Annotated in this window: 17 protein-coding genes; 8 read left to right on the top strand and 9 right to left on the bottom strand. The window is 63.1% G+C overall.

The window, feature by feature from the left end; translation table 11 throughout:
• Positions 1 to 14: 14 nt before the first annotated feature.
• Together ASD99_RS23840 and htpX are read right to left on the bottom strand one after the other, a co-directional pair.
• Positions 15 to 1,403: an RsmB/NOP family class I SAM-dependent RNA methyltransferase gene (locus ASD99_RS23840; RefSeq protein WP_162256724.1), complete on the bottom strand. Its 1,389-nt coding sequence runs from the start codon at positions 1,401 to 1,403 to the stop codon at positions 15 to 17.
• The gene (gene htpX, locus ASD99_RS23835) at positions 1,400 to 2,428 is read right to left on the bottom strand and encodes a zinc metalloprotease HtpX (protein WP_057145122.1); all 1,029 of its coding nucleotides are present in this window, start codon (positions 2,426 to 2,428) and stop codon (positions 1,400 to 1,402) included. Before htpX ends, ASD99_RS23840 begins: the two co-directional genes overlap by 4 nt.
• Positions 2,429 to 2,533: 105 nt before the next feature.
• Here htpX and ASD99_RS23830 point away from each other — a divergent pair, with 105 nt between their 5' ends.
• A complete protein-coding gene (locus tag ASD99_RS23830) occupies positions 2,534 to 2,755 on the top strand; it encodes a DUF1674 domain-containing protein (RefSeq protein WP_056586094.1) in 222 nt (73 codons plus the stop codon).
• A gap of 163 nt (positions 2,756 to 2,918) precedes the next feature.
• Here ASD99_RS23830 and ASD99_RS23825 read toward each other — a convergent pair whose 3' ends face one another.
• Positions 2,919 to 3,584 (bottom strand): HAD-IA family hydrolase, encoded by a 666-nt coding sequence (locus ASD99_RS23825; protein ID WP_057145121.1) that lies wholly within the window; start codon positions 3,582 to 3,584, stop codon positions 2,919 to 2,921.
• A gap of 165 nt (positions 3,585 to 3,749) precedes the next feature.
• On the opposite strand from ASD99_RS23825, the gene ASD99_RS23820 reads away from it, so the two are divergent.
• The 3 genes from ASD99_RS23820 to ASD99_RS23810 all read left to right on the top strand — a co-directional run bounded on the left by ASD99_RS23820 (position 3,750) and on the right by ASD99_RS23810 (position 8,030).
• On the top strand, positions 3,750 to 4,619 hold the full coding sequence (locus ASD99_RS23820) for a transglutaminase-like domain-containing protein (protein WP_056586098.1): 870 nt from the start codon (positions 3,750 to 3,752) through the stop codon (positions 4,617 to 4,619).
• A gap of 298 nt (positions 4,620 to 4,917) precedes the next feature.
• On the top strand, positions 4,918 to 6,396 hold the full coding sequence (locus ASD99_RS23815; RefSeq protein WP_057145120.1) for a TadE/TadG family type IV pilus assembly protein: 1,479 nt from the start codon (positions 4,918 to 4,920) through the stop codon (positions 6,394 to 6,396).
• Positions 6,397 to 6,761: 365 nt separating this feature from the next.
• On the top strand, positions 6,762 to 8,030 hold the full coding sequence (locus tag ASD99_RS23810; RefSeq protein WP_056586103.1) for an SAM-dependent methyltransferase: 1,269 nt from the start codon (positions 6,762 to 6,764) through the stop codon (positions 8,028 to 8,030).
• A gap of 1 nt (position 8,031) precedes the next feature.
• Here the strand turns inward: ASD99_RS23810 and ASD99_RS23805 are convergent, their stop codons facing one another.
• Together ASD99_RS23805 and acs are read right to left on the bottom strand one after the other, a co-directional pair.
• On the bottom strand, positions 8,032 to 8,781 hold the full coding sequence (locus tag ASD99_RS23805) for an MOSC domain-containing protein (RefSeq protein WP_057145119.1): 750 nt from the start codon (positions 8,779 to 8,781) through the stop codon (positions 8,032 to 8,034).
• Positions 8,781 to 10,736 carry an acetate--CoA ligase gene (acs, locus tag ASD99_RS23800; RefSeq protein ID WP_057145118.1) on the bottom strand — a complete coding sequence of 652 codons (1,956 nt, stop codon included), beginning with the start codon at positions 10,734 to 10,736 and terminating at the stop codon, positions 8,781 to 8,783. Before acs ends, ASD99_RS23805 begins: the two co-directional genes overlap by 1 nt.
• A 316-nt stretch (positions 10,737 to 11,052) precedes the next feature.
• Between acs and ASD99_RS23795 the strand changes: the two genes are divergently transcribed.
• Complete coding sequence (locus ASD99_RS23795; RefSeq protein ID WP_056586111.1) at positions 11,053 to 11,325, top strand: usg protein; 273 nt, start codon at positions 11,053 to 11,055, stop codon at positions 11,323 to 11,325.
• Positions 11,326 to 11,362: 37 nt separating this feature from the next.
• On the opposite strand, the gene ASD99_RS23790 is transcribed toward ASD99_RS23795, so the two are convergent.
• Entirely contained in the window at positions 11,363 to 12,397 is a 1,035-nt protein-coding gene (locus ASD99_RS23790; RefSeq protein WP_057145117.1) for an aldo/keto reductase, read from the bottom strand.
• 50 nt (positions 12,398 to 12,447) lie between these two features.
• Entirely contained in the window at positions 12,448 to 13,629 is a 1,182-nt protein-coding gene (locus ASD99_RS23785) for an MFS transporter (protein WP_057145237.1), read from the bottom strand.
• Positions 13,630 to 13,748: 119 nt separating this feature from the next.
• Between ASD99_RS23785 and ASD99_RS23780 the strand changes: the two genes are divergently transcribed.
• On the top strand, positions 13,749 to 14,657 hold the full coding sequence (locus tag ASD99_RS23780) for a LysR substrate-binding domain-containing protein (protein ID WP_056586116.1): 909 nt from the start codon (positions 13,749 to 13,751) through the stop codon (positions 14,655 to 14,657).
• Between the two features lie 45 nt (positions 14,658 to 14,702).
• On the opposite strand, the gene ASD99_RS23775 is transcribed toward ASD99_RS23780, so the two are convergent.
• Both ASD99_RS23775 and ASD99_RS23770 read right to left on the bottom strand, forming a co-directional pair.
• Positions 14,703 to 15,752, bottom strand: coding sequence for an aldo/keto reductase (locus ASD99_RS23775; RefSeq protein WP_057145116.1), 1,050 nt, complete (start codon positions 15,750 to 15,752; stop codon positions 14,703 to 14,705).
• Between the two features lie 110 nt (positions 15,753 to 15,862).
• Positions 15,863 to 16,525, bottom strand: coding sequence for a YggS family pyridoxal phosphate-dependent enzyme (locus tag ASD99_RS23770; RefSeq protein ID WP_057145115.1), 663 nt, complete (start codon positions 16,523 to 16,525; stop codon positions 15,863 to 15,865).
• A gap of 155 nt (positions 16,526 to 16,680) precedes the next feature.
• On the opposite strand from ASD99_RS23770, the gene leuS reads away from it, so the two are divergent.
• Both leuS and lptE read left to right on the top strand, forming a co-directional pair.
• Positions 16,681 to 19,320 (top strand): leucine--tRNA ligase, encoded by a 2,640-nt coding sequence (leuS, locus tag ASD99_RS23765; protein ID WP_057145114.1) that lies wholly within the window; start codon positions 16,681 to 16,683, stop codon positions 19,318 to 19,320.
• Complete coding sequence (gene lptE, locus ASD99_RS23760; protein ID WP_057145113.1) at positions 19,307 to 19,888, top strand: LPS assembly lipoprotein LptE; 582 nt, start codon at positions 19,307 to 19,309, stop codon at positions 19,886 to 19,888. The genes leuS and lptE overlap by 14 nt, the downstream gene beginning before the upstream one ends.
• The last annotated feature ends 191 nt before the right edge of the window (positions 19,889 to 20,079 follow it).

The following is a 20,079-nucleotide window of genomic DNA, read 5'->3' as shown; positions in this document are numbered from 1 at the left end:
CGCTGCGGCATACATTAGCCGGCTCGACGCATCCGGGCGGCGAAGAAGCCGTCGAGGCCCGAGCGCTCCGGCGCGCCGAGGTCCAGGTCGGCGGGCGTGGTGCGCAGCGTGCCTTGCGGCGTCAGGAACGGATCGATGCCGGCAATCTCACCTTGCCGCAGCGGATCGTTGGCTATGTCAGCCCTGCCGGCCAGAAAGGCGCGATGGAGATCCTCGCCTTCGAGCGGGTCGAGCGAGCAGTTGGAAAAGACGATCCTGCCGCCGGGTTTCACCAGCGTAACAGTGCGGGCGAGCAGCCTGCGTTGCAGGTCGGCGAGTTTCTCGACATCGGCCGCCGTCTTGGTCCATGGCACGTCGGGATGCCTCCGCACCGTGCCGGTCGACGAGCAGGGCGCGTCGAGAAGAACGGCGTCGAACAATTCCTTCGGCTCGTATTTGAGCAGGTCGGCCGGGACGATCTCGGCGGACAGGCCGAGGCGGTCGAGGTTCTGCGTCAGCCGCATTAGCCGGTTTTTCGAGGTGTCGACGGCGGTGACCTTGGCGCCGGCGAGAATGAGCTGAGCGGTCTTGCCGCCGGGAGCTGCGCAGAGATCGGCGACACGAAGCCCCCTGACATCGCCGAACAGCCGGGCCGGCAGACTGGCCGCGGCATCCTGGACCCACCAGGCGCCCTCGGCAAAGCCGGGCAATTCGATGACGGGTCCAACAAGCTTTTCCACCCGGACCGTGCCGGTCGGCAGAACGATGCCGCCGAGCTTTTCGGCCCAAAGCTCGGGATCGGCCTTGACCGAGAAATCGACCGGCGCCTCAACGCGGTGGGCTGCCAGGATCTGCCTGGCCTTCTCAGGGCCATAGGTGGACTTCAGCCGGTCGGAAAACCATTTGGGCGCTTCGTCGGTGGCGGCAAGGGCGGCAGGCAATTCCGTTTCCTTGGCGCGCGCGAGCGTGCGCAGCACGCCATTGACGAGGCCGGAGAAGCGCACCGTGCGCGGATCGGACTTGGCGTGGGTCACGGCCAGGTCGACTGCGGCGCTGTCGGGGATGTCGAGGAACAGGATCTGGGCCGCCGCCACATGCAAGATGTGCGACAAAGCAGTGGCATTGGGCGGCAGCGGCTTCTCCAGGCGTCGCGCCAGCAGCCCTGATATGGTCATGCGATAGCGTAGCGCGGTGACCAGAATGGCGCGCACGAGGCCGCGATCGCGCAAATCGAGCGCCCTGTATTGCGGGTGGCCGTTTTCGTGATCGGTCAGGCCGTCGAGCGGCGTCCTGGCGTCGATGACGGCGGCAAGCAGGCGCGCCGCCGCCTTGCGTGCGGCGAGGCCGGCAACGAAGTCGCCGCCGTCCTTGTGTTCCTGATCACCTGAAACCGTGCGTCGAGGTCCTCTGTCCGCCACGCTCACGACCACCGGCCCTTGGGTCCGGTCGGGTTGCGGCCCCACGGGTTGGATTTCGGCCTGGCGGGCTCCGCCGGCTGCTCGGGCTGCGCGGCCTCGCCCCACGGGCCGGATGGCCGCTGTTCGTCCGCCTGCCGTGGCGCCTGGCGCGGAGCGGCCTGGGTTTCGCTGCCTTGCATCTGCTGCGCCATCGCCTGCAAGGCGGCGATGCGGTTTTCTGTGCTTGGGTGGGTGGAAAACAGACTGTCCATGCGCTCGCCGGAAAGAGGATTGATGATGAAGAGATGCGCGGTTGCCGGATTGCGCTCGGCATCGGGGTTGCGGATGCGTTCGGCGCCGCGGGCGATCTTGTCAAGGGCCGACGCCAGCCAGAGCGGGTGTCCACAGATTTCGGCACCGCGCCGGTCGGCCTCGTATTCGCGGGTGCGGCTGACCGCCATCTGCACGACCATCGCGGCAAAGGGCGCCACGATCATCGCCGCCAGCACGCCGACAAAGCCGAACGGGTTGTTGTTGTTGTCGTCGTTGTCGCGATTGCCGCCGAAGAAGAAGGCGAAATTCCCGAGCATCGAGATGGCGCCGGCAAAGGTGGCGACGATCGTCATGGTCAGCGTGTCGCGGTGCTGCACATGGGCGAGCTCGTGCGCCATGACCGCGGCGACCTCTTCATGCGTCAGCGCCTGCAAAAGGCCGGTGGAGGCGGCGACCGCGGCGTTCTGCGGGTTGCGGCCGGTGGCGAAGGCGTTCGGCTGCGGATTGTCGATCAGATAGGTCTTCGGCATCGGCAGGTCGGCCTGTTTGGCCAGCGACTGGACGATGGCGTAATATTCGGGCGCGTTCCTTTCGTCGACCTCGACGGCGCGGTTCATCGACAGCACCATCTTGTCGGCGTTCCAGTAGCTGAACAGATTGGTGCCGGCGGCGAACAGGAAAGCGATCATCATGCCGCCCGATCCGCCGATCAAGAAGCCGACGCCCATGAACAGTGCGGTTATCGCGGCAAGAAGCATGGCGGTGCGGATGGTGTTCATCGTCTGCTCCTGTCCAACTGGTGGTGAAAGGGGGTCGATAGTCGTGCGTTCATCGCTATATGATGGGAAACGCCAGTTCCTGTTTCAATCCGTTGGAAGTATCGCGTGAACGACGAAACCAGTAAAATCGATGCCGACCTTGGCCATGATCCCTCGCCAAAGGCGCTGACGCCGGCAGCCAGACGGGCGCTCGCGGAGGCCGAAGCAAGGCGTGTAAAATATTTGGAGAAAGAAGCGGCAGCGCCGAAGGAAATCGGCGGCCGTGGCGGCAAGGAGCCCGGCCGCTATGGCGACTGGGAGGTCAAGGGCCTGACCAGCGACTTCTAAGGTATGTTGATATTCAGGTGATGCTGGCCTGCAAGCGTTGGTTTCCTGCGCTTCCGGTGCTCACGTACTTTAGTACGCTCTGCTCCGGTTCTCGGAAACCAACGCTTTCGTCTCAGCCTGACCTGAATCTCAACACACCTTTAGACGGCGTTGCGCTACATCTTTAGGCGGCGCTGCGCTGCGGTTCCAGCGCGATCCAGCCATGCTCGTCGATGGTGATGCCAACCGTGTCGTAGCCTGCGATCGCGGCATGCTGCGTTGGCAAGGGATGCTTGTGCGTGGCGTTGATGACCATGACCGCCGCGCCCGCCGCCTCGGCTGCGGTGATGCCAGCCGGAGCATCCTCGAACACGAGGCAGTCGCGCGCATCGAAGCCCAGCCGTTCCGCGCCAAGCCGGAAGCAATCGGGCGCCGGCTTGCCGCAGGAGACATCTTCCGCCGCGACGAGGACGGAAGGGACAGGGATGCCGGCGGCCTGCATGCGCAACAGCGCCAGTTCACGCGGCGCTGAGGTCACGATCGCCCAGCGCTCGGGCGGCAGCGAATTGAGAAACGCCGCCGCGCCGGCGATCTGGAGAATGCCGTCCAGATCGGCTGCCTCGGCCTTCAGCAGCAGATCAGCCTCGTACGCCGGGTCTACGCCCGGGAGTGCCAGGCCGGTGATGGTCTCGATCGCCCGTACGCCATGGATAGTCGGCAGGAAGGCGGCAACGTCGAGGCCCTGGCGGCTTGCCCAATCGCTCCACACCCGTTCCGCCGAGGCGATGGAATTGATGAGCGTGCCGTCCATATCGAAGAGGAAGGCCGCGAATTTTCTGCCTGAATACATGATTTTCCTTGAGTCCGGGGGAGCGCTTGTGGCGTTCCCGAACCTAACGTCTCGGCCACGGCAGGGGAAGACATGGGCCGGGCTTTTCAATCGGCCCAGGGAACCACGCCAGTCTTTTCGCGTTTGAGCAAAACTGTTTTTCGCGACGATCGAAGGGGGACTGCGATGCTGATCCGGCTCGGCTACGAAATCGCCATCGAATGCACCGAGGCCACCCCGGTGATTTCGCTGCTTGAGATCCACAAGGACCGCCAGGCCGACATCAAGCGGCAGACGCGCGTGCTGACCTCGCCGTCGGTGCCGACCAAGCTCTACCACGATCTGTACGGCAATGCCTGCCGCCGCTTCACCGCCCCCGCCGGCGGCTTTCGCATCCTTTACGATGCGGTCGTCGAGGACAGCGGCGACACTGACGAGGTCAACACGCTGGCCAGGGAAGTGCCGGTGGCGGAATTGCCCGACGAGGTGCTTGGTTATCTGCTGGGCAGCCGCTATTGCGAGACGGATCATCTGAGCGGCCTGGCCTGGCAGCTCTTTGGCCATGTCCCGCCGGGCTGGGCCCGCGTGCAGGCTATCGTCGATTATGTCCACAACCGGCTGTCCTTCGGCTACGGCTATGCACGCTCGACCCGCACCGCGGCGCAGGCGCATGAGGAACGGGTCGGCGTCTGCCGTGACTTCGCCCATCTGGCGATCACGCTGTGCCGCTGCATGAACATTCCGGCGCGCTATGTGAACGGCTATCTCGGCGACATCGGCGTGCCGGTCGATCCGGCGCCGATGGACTTCTCGGCTTGGCTGGAAGTGTTCCTCGACGGCAAATGGTACACGTTCGATGCCCGCCACAACACGCCGAGGACCGGCCGCGTCGTCATCGCGCGCGGCCGTGACGCCACCGACGTGCCGCTGCTGCACAGCTTCGGCCCGCACCGGCTCAGCCTGTTCAAGGTGTGGACCTACGAACAGGAAGGCAATTTGTTCAACCCGCCCTATCACGGCATCGACAGGACGGTCAGCGCACGGATGCTGGCCTAAACACGTTCTACGGTCTCGGAACATCTGGTCCGCTTCGGCACACAAGCCCTGTGCCGCAACAGGACGTCATCGGGCATTCCTGCGATCTTAGGTCAGATGATGGTAAGCGGTTTGTAAACGAAGCCGCGGCCGTGTCTTTTTGTTTACCAATCGTTCACCTTTGTGAAGCTCGAAACCAAACAAAAACAATGCGTTGGTGTTGAGCAGCCAGCCCTCCAGGGCGCGGCGGCGTCATCCGGCTGGAATCCTGCATTGTCCTTCCTGCGGCGACGAGGCCGAGGCGAGTGGAGGCTGTAGGATGCGGAATTACGGGGGTCTTGTTCACGCGGTCGGCGGGTTCGCCAGGGATCGCGGTGGAAATTTCGCAGTCCTGTTCGGCCTTGCTGCCTCGGTCTTGGCGCTGAGCGTCGGCTTTTCCGTCAACGTCTCGCAGCTGTACAATGCCAGATCGAGCCTTCAGGGCGTGGTCGACGCCGCGGTCACGTCGACGGCGCGCGACCTGACGACCGGCGTCATCAAGGAAGCCGACGCCAACAAATCGGTGCAGGCCTTTCTCGACGCCAACAGCCAGGCCGGCATCCTGCGGGTCGATCAGATCGTGCTCGACAGCCTGATTGTCAGCAAGACCGCCAAGACGGTCCAGGCGGACGCCCATGTCGACGTCGCCCTGTATTTCCCGATTCTTGGCATGGGTGACATGAAGCGCGTCACCGCTTCAACGACGGCGCTCTATTCGGACAAGACCGTCGAAGTGGCGATGATGCTCGACATAACAGGATCGATGAGGAAGCGCGGCAAGGTCGACAAAATCCGCGATCTGAGAGCAGCTGCAAAAAACGCCGTTCTGACGATGCTGCAGAACCAGGATCCGAAGAACCCCCGCATCCGCGTCGCGATTGTGCCTTACGCATCAGGGGTGAACGCCGGCAAGCTGGCGGAAAACGTCTATGCCGAGAAGCAAGGGAGCTCTGAGCTGCCACCCGTCGCCGGCAGTCCGCTTCTCGTCGCCAAGACGGGCAAAAATCTGCTGCCCTCCTTCAGCGACTACACCTCCATCGTCGGCGCGGCGATGCCACATCCCGACAACTGCACCACGGAGCGCAAGGACAAGAACGGCAACGCGGATATGAGCGCCGATGGCCCAGACACTGTTCGCACCGACAGGAACGGCAAGAAATATTATGCCTTGGTCAATCGGGATGATCATCTCGATGGCGGAGGAATGAACAGGTGCCCTGATGCGGAAGTGATTCCGTTGACTGCCGATTCCGAAGCATTGCTTGGTTCGATCGACGACTTCCAGGCCGATGGTTATACGGCCGGCGCGATCGCCATTCAGTGGACCTACTACATGCTGTCGCCGCAATGGCGCACTGCGATCAAGAATGCCGGTCTCGGCAAAGGCGCCTCGGATGCCGACGCGAAGAAGATCGCCAAGGTCGCGATCCTGATGACCGATGGCCAATTCAACACCGCCTTCGCTGGTGCCGGGGGCAGCTACAACAGCCAGGGCAACCTTGCGCGCGGCAACGCCGAAACGCTGTGCGGCAACATGAAAAATGACGGCATCGAGATTTTCACCATCGGCTTCGATCTGAACAACAAGGACATGTCGGCAACCGAGCGGGACCAGGCAAAGGCGGTGCTGAAAGGCTGTTCATCGAAAGACGCCTCCGCCGCCAAGAGACATTTCTTCGAGGTGTCCACCGGGGCCGAATTGAACGACGCCTTTCAGGAAATCATCCGCAACACCGAAAAGGTCGCATTGACCCAGTAATCCGCAAACGTAAAAGGCCGCCGCTTCTTTCGAAGCTGGCGGCCTTCCGTGTTTCCGTCCGTGGCGCGGCCCTAGGCGATGACCCAAGAGGTCCTCCGCCGCGCATCTCGCGCCTTAACGGGAAGACTGCTTCCCGAAAGTGCAATCCGCTGAGGCCACGTTCTGGAAAACGAAATCACTCGACATCGGATCACCTCCTTTCGATCTGTTGAACACACTGAGATGATGGGGTCTCATTTGAGAAATGGCAAGGTGCCACCCTCAAAAAGCAGGGTGTGTGTCTTTCCAGACAGGCTGGCCAGACGGGCGGCTTGCAGTCCAGGGGCAAACAGACAACATTGGCGCTCTGGCTTTGGGGAGGAAGCATGGACGCCAACGACAAGGCCGCGCGGATCGTTCGAACGGTTGTTGAAACGCTGAAGCCGGGCTTTGCTGTCAAGCTCTGGACCGGCGAGCGCATTGGCCCCGCCACCGGCCCTGTGCTCACTGTCAACGATCAGGACATCGTCTGGCAGATGGTGAAGCGACCGTCCCTGTCGACGCTGATCGAGATGTGGATTTCCAAGACGATAGACATCGAAGACGGGACGATTTTCGATTTCTACGCCCTGCCGTCGCAAGGCAGGCTCAGAACCAAGATCAAGTCGCTGCCGAAGATGGCGATCCTGCGTGATCTGCCAGCCGTGCTGTTTTCAAGGAAACAGATGACGGCGCGGACCGATCTTTCGGGGCGCAATCCTTATGTCAGCGGTTCGAGCCAGGAAGCGATCCAGCATCACTATGACATTTCGAACGCCTTCTATCGGCTCTTCCTCGACGAGCGCATGGTCTACAGCTGCGGCTACTTCAAGGATTTCGCCAACAGCATCGACCAGGCGCAGATCGACAAGCTCGACCATATCTGCCGCAAGCTGCGGCTGAAGCCCGGCGAGAGGCTGCTCGACATCGGCTGCGGCTGGGGAGCGATGCTGATCCATGCCGCGAAGAACTACGGCGTCGTCGGCCACGGTGTCTCGTTGTCGGAAGCCCAGACGCAACTCGCCCGTGAGCGCATTCGCGCCGAGGGGCTGGAGGACAAGATCACGATTGAAATAAAATCCTACGCCGAGCTTACCGGTAGCTTCGACAAGATATCGTCGATCGGCATGTTCGAGCATCTAGGCCTCGCCAACCACGCCGCCTACTTTTCGACCGTTCACCGCCTGCTCAAACCCGGCGGCATCTACCTGCACCACGCCATCACCAGGCGCAGCAAGGGCGACATGAAAAAGACCTTGCGCAAGGGTCCGGAGTTCAAGGCGCTGATCAAATACATCTTCCCCGGCGGCGAACTCGACACGATCGGCATGACGCTCGGCAATCTCGAAGCCCACGGCTTCCTCGTCTACGATGTCGAGAATCTGCGTGAGCATTATGCCCGCACCTGCCGCCTATGGGCCGAGCGTCTGCACGCGCGGTTCGACGAGGCGATCGCCGAGGTAGGAGAAGCCAAGGCGCGCCTCTGGCTGCTTTATCTGACCGGCTGTTCGATCACCTTCGAACGCGCCTCGGCACAGATTTTCCAGACCGTCGTCACCAAGCGCGCGCGTGGCCCGAGCGGGCTGCCGCCGACGCGGGCGGATCTGTATCGGTAGCTTACAGGAAGCGTATCGTGTCGCCGACCTCGATGCTGGCCGGTCGATCCACCGTGCAATAGACGCCGAGATTGTGCGCGTTGTGGCGAACCAGATTGCGCAGGATCGCCGGATCGTTTTCGAAGCCATCCTGGGCGATGATGGTGAAACCGCAGCGGCGGCAGGGTTCCGAGATGGTCAGCAACAGGTCGCCGATCGCCAGCTTGCGGCCGATCCATTCCGTCTCGGGAAACGCCCCTTCGATTGCCGCCATGTCGACGACGATGTTGGGGCGAAAACGGCGCGGATCGGGGGTGCCTTCCGGATGCAATGCCTTCAGGCGTGCCAGCGACGCCGTGGTCAACAGATGGATCGGCGCCTTGCGATAACGCTCCGCCGTCAGCGGGCCGGAATAGTCAGGCGCGGCATTCTCCCGGCGAAACGGCCGGATCGAGGCCTCGAAGCCAAGATAGGCCGACACCGCGCGGTCGCTCTCGATCCCCGGCGCAGCCAGCCAGCCGCCGCCCGGAACGGCGATCTCGAGTTCGCGGGCCGGCGACAGCCGGGTGCGGATGCGCGGCACCTTGTGCCATTTCGCCTCGCGGTCCGGTCGTGCGATCTCGTTGTCGGTGGCATCGACCAGACCGAACAGGCGGTCGCCGTCGATGCTTTCCGAACCGACAAGGATCGCATCGAGCCGTTCGCCGGCGAGCGAGCTCGCCGGATAGCGCCAAAGCTCAGTAACGGAACCCAGTGCAGTCCCGGTTTGCATCAAGCCTTCTTGTTCTGCCGGTTGGCGATCAGGTCTTCGACGACGGCCGGGTCGGCCAGTGTCGAGGTGTCGCCGAGGGCTGAAAAGTCGTCCTCGGCGATCTTGCGCAGAATGCGGCGCATGATCTTGCCCGAGCGCGTCTTCGGCAGGCCAGGCGCGAACTGGATCTTGTCGGGCGAAGCGATGGCGCCGATCTCCTTGCGGACATGAGCGATCAGCTCCTTGCGCAATTCCTCGCCGGGCTGCTCGCCGGCCATCAGCGTGACGTAGCAGTAGATGCCCTGGCCCTTGATGTCGTGCGGGTAGCCGACGACGGCGGCTTCGGAAATCTTGTCGTGGCTGACCAGTGCGGATTCGACTTCGGCCGTGCCCATGCGATGGCCGGAGACGTTGATGACATCGTCGACGCGGCCGGTGATCCAGTAATAGCCGTCGGCGTCACGGCGGCAGCCATCGCCGGTGAAGTACTTGCCCTTGTAGGTGGAAAAATAGGTCTGGATGAAGCGCTCGTGATCGCCGTAGACGGTGCGCATCTGGCCGGGCCAGGAATCGGTGATGCACAGATTGCCGTCGGCCGCCCCCTCCAGCACCTTCCCCTCGCCGTCGACCAGCTGCGGCTTGACGCCGAAGAAGGGCCGCGTCGCCGAACCTGGCTTGAGGTCGGTGGCACCCGGCAGCGGCGTGATCAGGATGCCGCCGGTCTCGGTCTGCCACCAGGTGTCGACGATCGGCACCTTGCCGTTGCCGACGATGTTGAAATACCACTCCCAGGCTTCCGGGTTGATCGGCTCGCCCACCGAACCCAGCACGCGCAGCGATCTGCGCGATGTCTTGGTGACATGCGCATCGCCAGCGCCCATCAGCGCGCGCAGAGCCGTCGGCGCGGTGTAGAAGATGTTGACCTTGTGCTTGTCGATGACGTCCCAGAAGCGCGACTGCGACGGATAGTTCGGCACGCCTTCGAACATCAGCGTGGTGGCGCCGTTGGCGAGCGGGCCGTAGATGATGTAGCTGTGGCCGGTCACCCAGCCGACATCGGCGGTGCACCAGTAGATGTCACCGTCATGGTAGTCGAAGACATATTGGTGCGTCATCGAGACGTAGACAAGGTAGCCGGCGGTGGTGTGCAGCACACCCTTCGGCTTGCCGGTCGAGCCGGAGGTGTAGAGGATGAACAGCGGATCCTCGGCTTTCATCTTCTCCGGCTTGCATTCGGCCTTCACCGTCGCGACTTCGTCGTGATACCAGACGTCGCGTCCCGGCGCCCAGCCGACCTTGCCGCCGGTGCGGCGCACGACGACGACGTTCTTGACCATGACGAAATTCTTGGCGGCGATGTCGATCGCCTTGTCGGTGTTTTCCTTAAGCGGAATGACCTTGCCGCCGCGCAGGCCTTCGTCGGCAGTGATGACGAAGGTCGATTCGCAATCGACGATGCGGCCGGCCAGCGCATCCGGCGAAAAGCCGCCGAAGACGATCGAGTGGATGGCGCCGATGCGGGTGCAGGCCAGCATCGCATAGGCGGCTTCCGGGATCATCGGCATGTAGATGGTGACTCGATCACCCTTCTTGACGCCGTGCTTCTTCATCACATTTGCGAGCCGGCAGACATGCTCGTAAAGCTCGTTGTAGGTGATCTTCTTGTCGTCGTAGGGATTGTCGCCTTCCCAGATGATGGCGGTCTGGTTGCCGCGTTTCTTCAGGTGCCGGTCGATGCAGTTGACCGAGACGTTGGTCAGCCCGTCCTCGAACCATTTGATCGAGACCTTGCCGTCGAAGGAGGTGTTCTTGACCTTGCTGAAGGGCTTGAACCAGTCGATGCGCTTGCCGTGCTTGCCCCAGAACTTGTCCGGGTTCTTGACGCTGTCGGCATACCATTTCAGGTAGGTGTCATTGTCGATCAGCGCGTTTTTCTTCCACGCCGGCTGGACGCGATGGACATGAACCTCGGACATTTCTGACTTTCCTCCCGAACCAATCCGCCGGCTTGAAACGCCGGCGGGGATCGCGACTAGGCTGCCGCGAATTCGGCGGCATTATTACCAGTTCGTCTGTCATCGCAATATTAGACGTTGGATTCGCGCGGCGGGATGCCGCAGGTGGTTTCTCCGGGGCTGTCAGCACTCGGACAAGCTCGCTGCTAACTGCATGTTTTCACGCGGAAAACCTGTTTTCGATCAGGAAAAATCAATAGACAGTTAAGCAACGGCGCGCACACTCTGACGTTGGGAGGAAAGGAGACTCAACCAGGGACCGCCCGAGGGGACTGCCATGCGCGACCATTCCGAAATGGACCTGATGCTCAAAGGCTATGGCTTGACCACGGCCAAGATTCTTTATCATTTCCCCGATCACCCGCATCTCCTGCAGAGCTTCATCTGGCAGGACTATGATCTGGCGCCGCAATTTCCGGTGCTGATCAAGTTCATCGAGTTCTGGAAGGCCAAGCTGGACGGGCCGCTGCATTCGATCAGCTACACGCACCATAAGCTGATCGCGCCGAATGAATGGCGCAAGGTCGACGGCGAGTTCGTGGTTCATTGAACGGCGGCAAGGCCGCCGTTCAGTTCGATTGCAAGTTTCAGACCGCCGGCGGGTTGAGCCGGGCGAAACCTTCCTGCCGCCGGTACGGGAAATACGGGTAGGGCGCGGTGACTTCGCTTGCCGCATCGAGTGTCCTGATCTGCTCCGGCGTCAACGTCCAGCCGACGGCGCCGAGATTCTGCCGGAGCTGTTCCTCGTTGCGGGCGCCGATGATGACCGACGACACGGTCGGGCGCTGCAGCAGCCAGTTGATCGCGATCTGCGGCACGGTCTTGCCGGTTTCCTCAGCCACCGCGTCGAGGGCATCCATGACCCGGTAGAGATGCTCGTCCTCGACCGGCGGCCCGAAATCAGCTGTGTCGTGCAGCCGGCTCTTTTCCGGCAAGGGCTGGCCACGGCGGATCTTGCCGGTCAGGCGGCCCCAGCCGAGCGGGCTCCACACCAGCGCGCCGACGCCCTGGTCGAGGCCGAGCGGCATCAGCTCCCACTCATAGTCGCGGCCGACCAGCGAATAATAGACCTGATGGGCAACATAGCGCGGATAGCCTTGGCTGTCGGCTTGCGCCAACGACTTCATCACTTGCCAGCCGGAGAAGTTGGAGACGCCGACATAGCGCAGCTTGCCGGCGCGCACGAGCTCGTCCAGCGTCGACAGAACCTCCTCGATCGGTGTGCCGGCATCGAAGGCATGCAACTGCAAAAGATCGATATAATCGGTGCCGAGACGCTTCAACGCGGCGTCGACCGACCTGATCAGCCGCGAACGCGACGAGCCGTAATCGGCCGGGCCGTCGCCCATCGGCAGCGAGGTCTTGGTCGAGATCAGCACGGCGCCGCGGCGGCCTTTTATCGCTTCGCCAAGCACCTGTTCCGAAGCCCCGTTCGAATAGACGTCGGCGGTGTCGAACAAATTGACGCCGGCCTCCAGGCAGATATCGATCAGCCGCCGCGCTTCCCTGGCGTCGCTGTTGCCCCAGGCGCCGAACAGCGGGCCGGAACCGCCAAAGGTTCCCGCGCCGAATGAGAGTGCGGGCACTTTCAGGCCCGATGCGCCGAGACGTCGATAGTCCATCTTTTTACTCCTGGTTGTGTGGGTGTTGAAAGCGGATTTGCCGAGGACGGCTACGACCGGACGGAGGCAGGCGCGCCGAGCGCGGCGGTGCGATCGAGACGCAGCGCCAGTCCCGCCACACCGAGTGCCGCGAGCGGCAGCAGGGCGGCGACCCAGGTGAGGGAACCCAGACCAAGCCCATGGGCAATGACCGCGCCGCCAAGCCAGGCGCCTGCCGCATTGCCGAGATTGAAAGCGGCGATGTTGAAGGACGAGGCGAGGCTCTGGCCCGCACCTTGCGCCTTGTCCAGCACCCACATCTGCAGCGGCGCCACGGTGGCGAAGGCGGCGGCGCCGAGCAGGCCGACATAGATGACGGCCATCACCTGGCTGTGGATGGCGAAGGTCATGGTTGCGAGCACCAGTGCGAGCACCACGAGACTGCCCAGCACGGCCGGCACCAGCCAGCGGTCGGCGACCTTGCCGCCTGCGAGATTGCCGGCGATGAGACCGCCGCCGAAGACGAGCAGGATCGGCGACACGGCCGCTTCCTGGAAGCCGCTGATCTGCGTCAACACCGGAGCGATGTAGGTGAAGACGGCGAAGACACCGGCGTAGCCGAGCACGGTGGTGGCAAGACCAAGCAGGACGGGCATGCGGCGCAGAACGGCGAGATCGGCGCGCAGGTCGCTCTTTTCGGGCGCCGTCTGGCTGCGTGGTACCAGAGCCAGGATGACGGCGAAGGCCGCCAGGCCGACCGCGGTCACCACCCAGAAGGTCGTCCGCCAGCCGAAAGCTTGGCCGAGCCAGGTGCCGAAGGGCACGCCGAGGATGTTGGCGATGGTCAGGCCGGTGAACATCAGCGCGATCGCCGAGGCCTTCTTGTTGGGTGCGACTAGCCCGGTGGCGACGACAGAGCCGACGCCGAAGAAGGTGCCGTGGGCAAAAGCGGTGATGACGCGGGCGCCCATCAGCGTCCAGTAGTCGGGCGCCAGCGCACAGGCGAGATTGCCAAGCGTGAAGATCGCCATCAGCGCCAGAAGCACGGTCTTGCGTGGCCAGTTGCCGGTGGCGATGGTCAGCAAGGGGGCGCCGATGACGACGCCGAGCGCATAGCCCGAAATGAGCTGGCCGGCGGCCGAGATCGAAACGCCGAGATCCTTGCTGACATCGAGCAGCAGACCCATGATGACAAATTCGGTGACGCCAATGCCGAAGGCACCGGCGGCAAGCGCGTAGAGAGCAAGAGGCATGGCGGTTTCCACTTCGATGTCGAAGAGCGCCGTCCCGCGCCCCGACCCAAAAGATCGTGCGGCCATGCATTGTGAACCAGACTTGCCTTGGGCACATTTTCTGTGAAATAGATTCACAAATGGCCAGACCCGACATCAATCGCTCCGGCGAGATCGAAGTGTTCGTGCGCGTCGTCGAGGAAGGCAGTTTTTCCTCCGCCGCACGCGCGTTGCGGATGACGCCGTCGGCGGTGAGCAAGCTGATCGCGCGGCTGGAGGCCAGGCTTGGCACGCGGCTGGTCAGCCGTTCGACGCGAAAGCTGCAACTGACCCCGGAAGGCACGGCGTTCTACGAGAGCAGCCTGCGCATCCTCGCCGACATGGCGGCGGCCGAGCAGGAGGCAGCGGCGGGCGCGGCACCGCGCGGGCGGCTGCGCGTCAACACCTACGTGCCCTTCGGGGTGCACCGGCTGATCCCGCTTCTGCCGGGCTTCCTCGAACGCTACCCGGAAATTTCGGTCGATCTGGTGCTGACCGACAGCGTCATCGACCTGATGGCGGAACGCGCCGATGTCGCCATCCGTGCCGGCCCGCTGAGTGAGTCACGGCTGGTGGCGCGCAAGCTCGGGCAAAGCCCGGTGGTGGTCGTTGCGGCACCTTCTTACCTCGAGACGCACGGCATACCGCTGACGCCAGCCAATCTCGACAGGCACAACCGGATGGGCTTCGGTTTTGTTCGGCATGTCGATGGCTGGCCGTTCGTCGACGCGGCCGGCAACCCCATCATGGTTCCGATCACCGGCAACACTCTGGTCAGCGATGGCGAGGCGATGCGGCTGATGGCGCTGGCGGGCGCGGGCATCGCCCGGCTGGCCCGTTGGCATGTTGCGTCCGATATCGCCACCGGCCGGCTGGTGTCGCTGCTGGAGGCATTCAATCCCGGCGACGAGGAGCCCACCCACGCCGTCTATGTCGGCCAGGGCCGGCATCTGCCGGCGCGGGTGCGCGCCTTTCTCGATTTTCTGGGGGAGAGTGTACGGCTGACCTGACATCTCGGGAGTCACGGATTCCCGAGATGTCAGTGTGGGCTGTGTTTATGCTTTCGGCGTGAACGGCGCCGGGCGTCGGCCCGCTGCCTGACGCTCCAGCATCCAGCCGGGATATTCGGACGGCAGGGCGCTGACCTCGTCCAGACGAACCAGATCGTCGGTGTCGAGCTTCAGCTGGGTCGCGGCAAGGTTCTGCTCCAGCTGCTCCATGCGGCTGGCGCCGATGATGACGCTCATCACGAAGGGCTTGGCCAGGACATAGCCGAGCGCCACCGTGGCGACGCTCACATCATGCTTTTTGGCGATTTCGCGCATGACGGCAACGGCCGCCCAGGCGCGATCCTCATTGACCGGTGGGAAGTTGAAGCTGGCGCGACGGCCTTCGCCATTGTCCGGAGCGCCGGGGCCATATTTGCCGGACAGCAAGCCGCCGGCCATCGGCGACCACACCATCAGGCCGAGCTTCTCCTCGTTAAGCAAAGGCACGATTTCGCGCTCGAGGTCGCGGCCGGCGATCGAATAGTAGGATTGCACGGTCTCGAATCGGGCAAAGCCCTTGCGCTCGGCGATGCCGAGCGCCTTGGCGATGCGCCATGCAGCCCAGTTGGAGACGCCGACATAGCGGACCTTGCCGCTGGCAACCAGATCGTCCAGCGCCCGCAGCGTCTCGTCGATCGGCGTCACCGCGTCGGTGCCGTGCAGCTGATAGAGATCGATATGGTCGAGTTGCAGCCGCTCCAAGCTGGCGTCGACCGAGTCCATGATGTGGCCGCGTGACGAGCCGCGCTGGTTGGGGCCTTCGCCCATGGCGCCATGCGCCTTGGTGGCGATGACCACGTTCTGCCTGTTGACGTCGAGATCCCTGAGCGACTGGCCGAGCAGGCGCTCAGATTCGCCAAAGGAGTAGACGTCAGCCGTGTCGAAGAAGTTGACGCCGGCGGCGAGCGAATGGGCAACGATCTCGTTGACGCCCTTCTGGTCGAGGCTGGCGATCAGGCCCCATTGGGCATTCTGGCCGGCGGCGCCGAAGGTCATGGTGCCGAGGCAGAGTTCGGAGACGAACATCCCCGTATTTCCAAGCTGGTTGTAACGCATGGTGGAGGCTCCAGAGAGTTTGTGATGGCACAAAGCAAATAGGAACGGTACGTTTCGTTTCTAGTCCTGGAGCAAAGAGCCCGCCGAGTTGGCCTAAAGGCCGTTGCCTCTCAGCGACTGCCGAAGATCGCCGACCCAACCCGGACGCTGGTGGCGCCGAAGGCGATCGCCGTCTCGTAGTCGCCGGACATGCCCATCGACAGTTTGGCGACGCCGGCCTCATGCCCAAGCTTTTCCAGCAGGGCGAAGTGGGGGCCGGGGTTCTCGTCGGCCGGCGGGATGCACATCAGGCCTTCGATGGCGAGGCCATGCACATCGCGGCAGCGGGCGACGAAAGCCACCGCCTCGCGGGGCTCGATGCCGGCTTTCTGCGGTTCGGAACCGGTGTTGACCTGGACGTAGAGTCTTGGTGCGCGGCCCTGCCTGGCGATCTCCTTGGCGAGTTCGGCGGCGATCTTCTCGCGATCGACCGTTTCGATGACGTCGAACAGCGCTACCGCTTCCCTGGCCTTGTTGGATTGCAGCGGGCCGATCAGATGAAGTTCGATATCCGGAAATGCGTCCTTCAGATCAGGCCATTTGCCTTGCGCTTCCTGCACGCGATTCTCGCCAAAAATGCGCTGGCCGGCCTCGATGACGGGGCTTATCTCGGCGGCGTCAAAGGTCTTGGAAACCGCGACCAGCGTCACCGCGCCAGCATCCCGCCCGGCCTCCTGCTCCGCTGCGCCGATCTTCGCCTTGACCGCGAAAAACTGCTGAACGACATCGCCCATATGCAAATCCTGCTGTTTTGTCCGACGTTTTTGTCAGACGCGATACCCATATGGTTGACGGGTTTGCCAAACCATGGTGAACACCCGGACCACATTCCCTGAACTGCCGAGCTCTCGCCCGCGGTTCGCGCATGCTTTTAAGTGAAAAACGTCCCATGGCAACCGAACGATACAATCCGCGCGCGTCAGAGCCCAAATGGCAGAAGGCTTGGGACGCCAAGAAGCTGTTCGAAGCGCACAATGACGATCCGCGCCCGAAATACTACGTGCTGGAGATGTTCCCCTATCCGTCGGGGCGCATCCATATCGGCCACACCCGCAACTACACGATGGGCGACGTGGTGGCGCGCTACAAGCGGGCCAAGGGTTTCAACGTGCTTCACCCGATGGGCTGGGATGCCTTCGGCATGCCGGCCGAAAACGCGGCGATGCAGAACAAGGTCCACCCCAAGGAATGGACCTATCAGAACATCGCCACCATGCGCGAGCAGCTCAAGGTCATGGGTCTGTCGCTGGACTGGGCGCGCGAATTCGCCACCTGCGACGTCGACTATTATCACCGCCAGCAGATGCTGTTCCTCGATTTCGTCGAGAAGGGGCTGGTGACCCGCAAATCCTCCAAGGTCAACTGGGATCCGGAGGACATGACCGTGCTCGCCAACGAGCAGGTCATCGACGGGCGCGGCTGGCGCTCGGGTGCGCTGGTCGAACAGCGCGAACTGACGCAGTGGTTCTTCAAGATCACCGACTTTGCACAGGACCTGCTGGATTCGCTCGACGGCCTCGACGAATGGCCGGAAAAAGTGAAACTGATGCAGCAGAACTGGATCGGCCGCTCGGAAGGCCTGCTGATCCGCTGGGCTTTGGCTGTTCCAGACGCTGGCAAAATTGGCAACGGCGAGCATGAGCTGGAAGTCTATACGACAAGGCCCGACACCATTTTCGGCGCTTCCTTCATGGCTGTCGCCGCCGATCATCCGTTGGCCAAAAAAGCCGCCGAGAGCAATCCGGCGCTGGCGAAGTTCATCGAGGAAGTCCGTCATATGGGCACCTCGGTGGCGGCGCTGGAGACGGCTGAGAAGAAGGGCTTTGACACCGGCATCCGCGTCGTCCATCCGTTTGACGACTCATGGACGCTGCCTGTCTATGTCGCCAATTTTGTTTTGATGGAATACGGCACCGGCGCCATCTTCGGCTGCCCATCCGGTGACCAGCGCGACCTCGACTTCGCCAACAAATACGGCCTGCCGGTGATTCCGGTGGTGATGCCGGAAGGCGAGAATCCGGCGACGTTCCAGATCATCGATGAGGCCTATGTCGACGACGGCGTGATGATCAATTCGCGCTTCCTCGACGGCATGAAGCCGGATCAGGCTTTCGGCGAGGTGGCGAAACTGCTGGAGCAGAAGACCATCGGCAACCGGCCGATGGCCGAGCGCAAGGTGAATTTCCGCCTGCGCGACTGGGGTATTTCGCGCCAGCGCTACTGGGGCTGCCCGATCCCAATGATCCATTGCGAGGATTGCGGCGTGGTGCCGGTGCCGAAGGCCGACCTGCCGGTCAAGCTGCCCGACGATGTCGATTTCGACCGGCCGGGCAATCCGCTCGACCGGCATCCGACATGGCGGCATGTGAAATGCCCGCGATGCGGCAGGGACGCGCGGCGCGAAACCGACACGATGGACACGTTCGTCGATTCGTCCTGGTATTTTGCCCGCTTCACGGCACCGTGGGCGCATGAACCGACCGATCCCAAGGCGGCGAATGAATGGCTGCCGGTCGACCAGTATATTGGCGGCATCGAGCACGCGATCCTGCACCTGCTCTATTCGCGCTTCTTCACCCGCGCCATGCGTGAGACCGGCCATGTCGATCTGGCCGAGCCGTTCAAGGGCCTGTTCACGCAAGGCATGGTGGTGCACGAAACCTATCGCGTCGGCTCGGCATCGAACGGCCGCTGGTTGGCGCCCACCGAGGTGCGGCTGGAGGATATCGACGGCAAGCGCAGCGCCATCGACATCGCCACCGGTGAGGCCGTCACCATTGGCCCGCTCGAAAAAATGTCGAAATCGAAGAAGAATACGGTGAGTCCGGAAGACATCACCGATGGCTACGGCGCCGATACGGCGCGCTGGTTCATGCTGTCGGATTCGCCGCCCGAGCGCGATGTCGAATGGACCGACGATGGTGCCGCCGGCGCGCATCGCTTCATCCAGCGCATCTGGCGCCTGGTGTCGACGGCGGCCGAGACGCTGGCCGGCATCAAGCCCGCGGCGGCTGGCAGCGGCGAGGCCGCGGTGGTTTCCAAGGCCGCGCACAAGATCCTGAAGGCGGTCGGTGAGGATATCGAGAAGCTCGCTTTCAACCGCGCCATTGCCCGCATGTACGAACTGGCCAACGCGCTGACCACGCCGCTCAACGAGGTGACCGAAGGCAAGGCCGATGCAGCGCTGAAAGGCGCCTGCCGGCAGGCGGTGGAGGTTCTCGTGCATCTGATCGCGCCGGTCATGCCGCATCTGGCCGAGGAGTGCTGGGAAACGCTCGGCGGCACCGATCTGGTCGCCGAACGGCCGTGGCCGGTCTTCGATCCGGCGCTGGTCGTCGACAACGAAGTCACCTATCCGGTACAGGTCAACGGCAAGAAGCGGGGGGATTTGACAATTGCCCGCGACGCGGACCAAGGTGCGGTCGAAAAAGCGGTATTGGCTCTCGACTTCGTGCAGAAAGCACTCGAAGGCAAGGCTCCGCGCAAGGTGATCATCGTGCCGCAGAGGATCGTCAATGTCGTTGCCTGAGCCGGAAAAGACAGAGTTGAGCCGTTTGCTGCGCCGCATCGCGCTTGCCGGCCTGGTCGGCTCGCTCGCGCTTGTCTCGGCCTGTACGGTGCGGCCGCTCTATTCGAGTGCGCCGCTGTCGGGTTCGCAGGCCAGCGCCAGTGCCGAACTGGCGTCGATCGCCATCAAGCCGGTCGGCTCGCGTTCCGGCCAGCAGGTGCGCAACAATTTGATTTTCGGGTTTGGACGAGGCGCCGGCGAGCCGGCCTCACCGGCCTATTCGCTCAGTCTGGGCGTGACCGAAGCCGTCGAGTCCTCGGCACTTGTGCAGGTGGGGACTGACCAGGACGAGCCGACCGCCGGTTCCGTGACGCTGACCGGCACCTATACGCTGACCGATGCGAAGGCCGGTGTGGTGATCGCATCCGGCAAGCGTTCAATCACCTCGTCGTTCGACAGGCCGCGTCAGGAATTCGCCGCATACCGGGCGCAGATCGACGCCGAGAATCGCGCCGCGCGCGAATTGGCGGAGGCGCTGCAGCTGTCCATTGCCCAGGATCTGGTCAGGCACAGCAAGACGGCTGGCTAGCACGGCTCATCGTTTCACGGAAACGGCCTGGGCCCCAAGCCTTATGGGATGATCGTGAGACCACGATCAGATTCCCGAATCGAGATCGTCCGCATCGCCGCGAAGATACGCCATCAGTCCCCAGCACAGCGAACGCGCCACCGGCGGGTGGGCTGTGAGATGACGATCCGGCCGCGTCGCTCGCAGAGGCT

This window comes from Mesorhizobium sp. Root695 (genome assembly GCF_001428185.1).
GTDB lineage: Bacteria > Pseudomonadota > Alphaproteobacteria > Rhizobiales > Rhizobiaceae > Mesorhizobium.
Note: the sequence above shows the minus strand (reverse complement) of the source record. Positions and strands in the feature narration are given on the sequence as shown.

Coding starts and splice junctions, on each gene's coding strand:
- htpX (WP_057145122.1), bottom strand. CDS start 2,428: ATGAACACCATCCGCACCGCCATGCTTCTTGCCGCGATAACCGCACTG.
- ASD99_RS23825 (WP_057145121.1), bottom strand. CDS start 3,584: ATGTATTCAGGCAGAAAATTCGCGGCCTTCCTCTTCGATATGGACGGC.
- ASD99_RS23820 (WP_056586098.1), top strand. CDS start 3,750: ATGCTGATCCGGCTCGGCTACGAAATCGCCATCGAATGCACCGAGGCC.
- ASD99_RS23815 (WP_057145120.1), top strand. CDS start 4,918: ATGCGGAATTACGGGGGTCTTGTTCACGCGGTCGGCGGGTTCGCCAGG.
- ASD99_RS23810 (WP_056586103.1), top strand. CDS start 6,762: ATGGACGCCAACGACAAGGCCGCGCGGATCGTTCGAACGGTTGTTGAA.
- ASD99_RS23805 (WP_057145119.1), bottom strand. CDS start 8,781: ATGCAAACCGGGACTGCACTGGGTTCCGTTACTGAGCTTTGGCGCTAT.
- acs (WP_057145118.1), bottom strand. CDS start 10,736: ATGTCCGAGGTTCATGTCCATCGCGTCCAGCCGGCGTGGAAGAAAAAC.
- ASD99_RS23795 (WP_056586111.1), top strand. CDS start 11,053: ATGCGCGACCATTCCGAAATGGACCTGATGCTCAAAGGCTATGGCTTG.
- ASD99_RS23790 (WP_057145117.1), bottom strand. CDS start 12,397: ATGGACTATCGACGTCTCGGCGCATCGGGCCTGAAAGTGCCCGCACTC.
- ASD99_RS23785 (WP_057145237.1), bottom strand. CDS start 13,629: ATGCCTCTTGCTCTCTACGCGCTTGCCGCCGGTGCCTTCGGCATTGGC.
- ASD99_RS23780 (WP_056586116.1), top strand. CDS start 13,749: ATGGCCAGACCCGACATCAATCGCTCCGGCGAGATCGAAGTGTTCGTG.
- ASD99_RS23775 (WP_057145116.1), bottom strand. CDS start 15,752: ATGCGTTACAACCAGCTTGGAAATACGGGGATGTTCGTCTCCGAACTC.
- ASD99_RS23770 (WP_057145115.1), bottom strand. CDS start 16,525: ATGGGCGATGTCGTTCAGCAGTTTTTCGCGGTCAAGGCGAAGATCGGC.
- leuS (WP_057145114.1), top strand. CDS start 16,681: ATGGCAACCGAACGATACAATCCGCGCGCGTCAGAGCCCAAATGGCAG.
- lptE (WP_057145113.1), top strand. CDS start 19,307: ATGTCGTTGCCTGAGCCGGAAAAGACAGAGTTGAGCCGTTTGCTGCGC.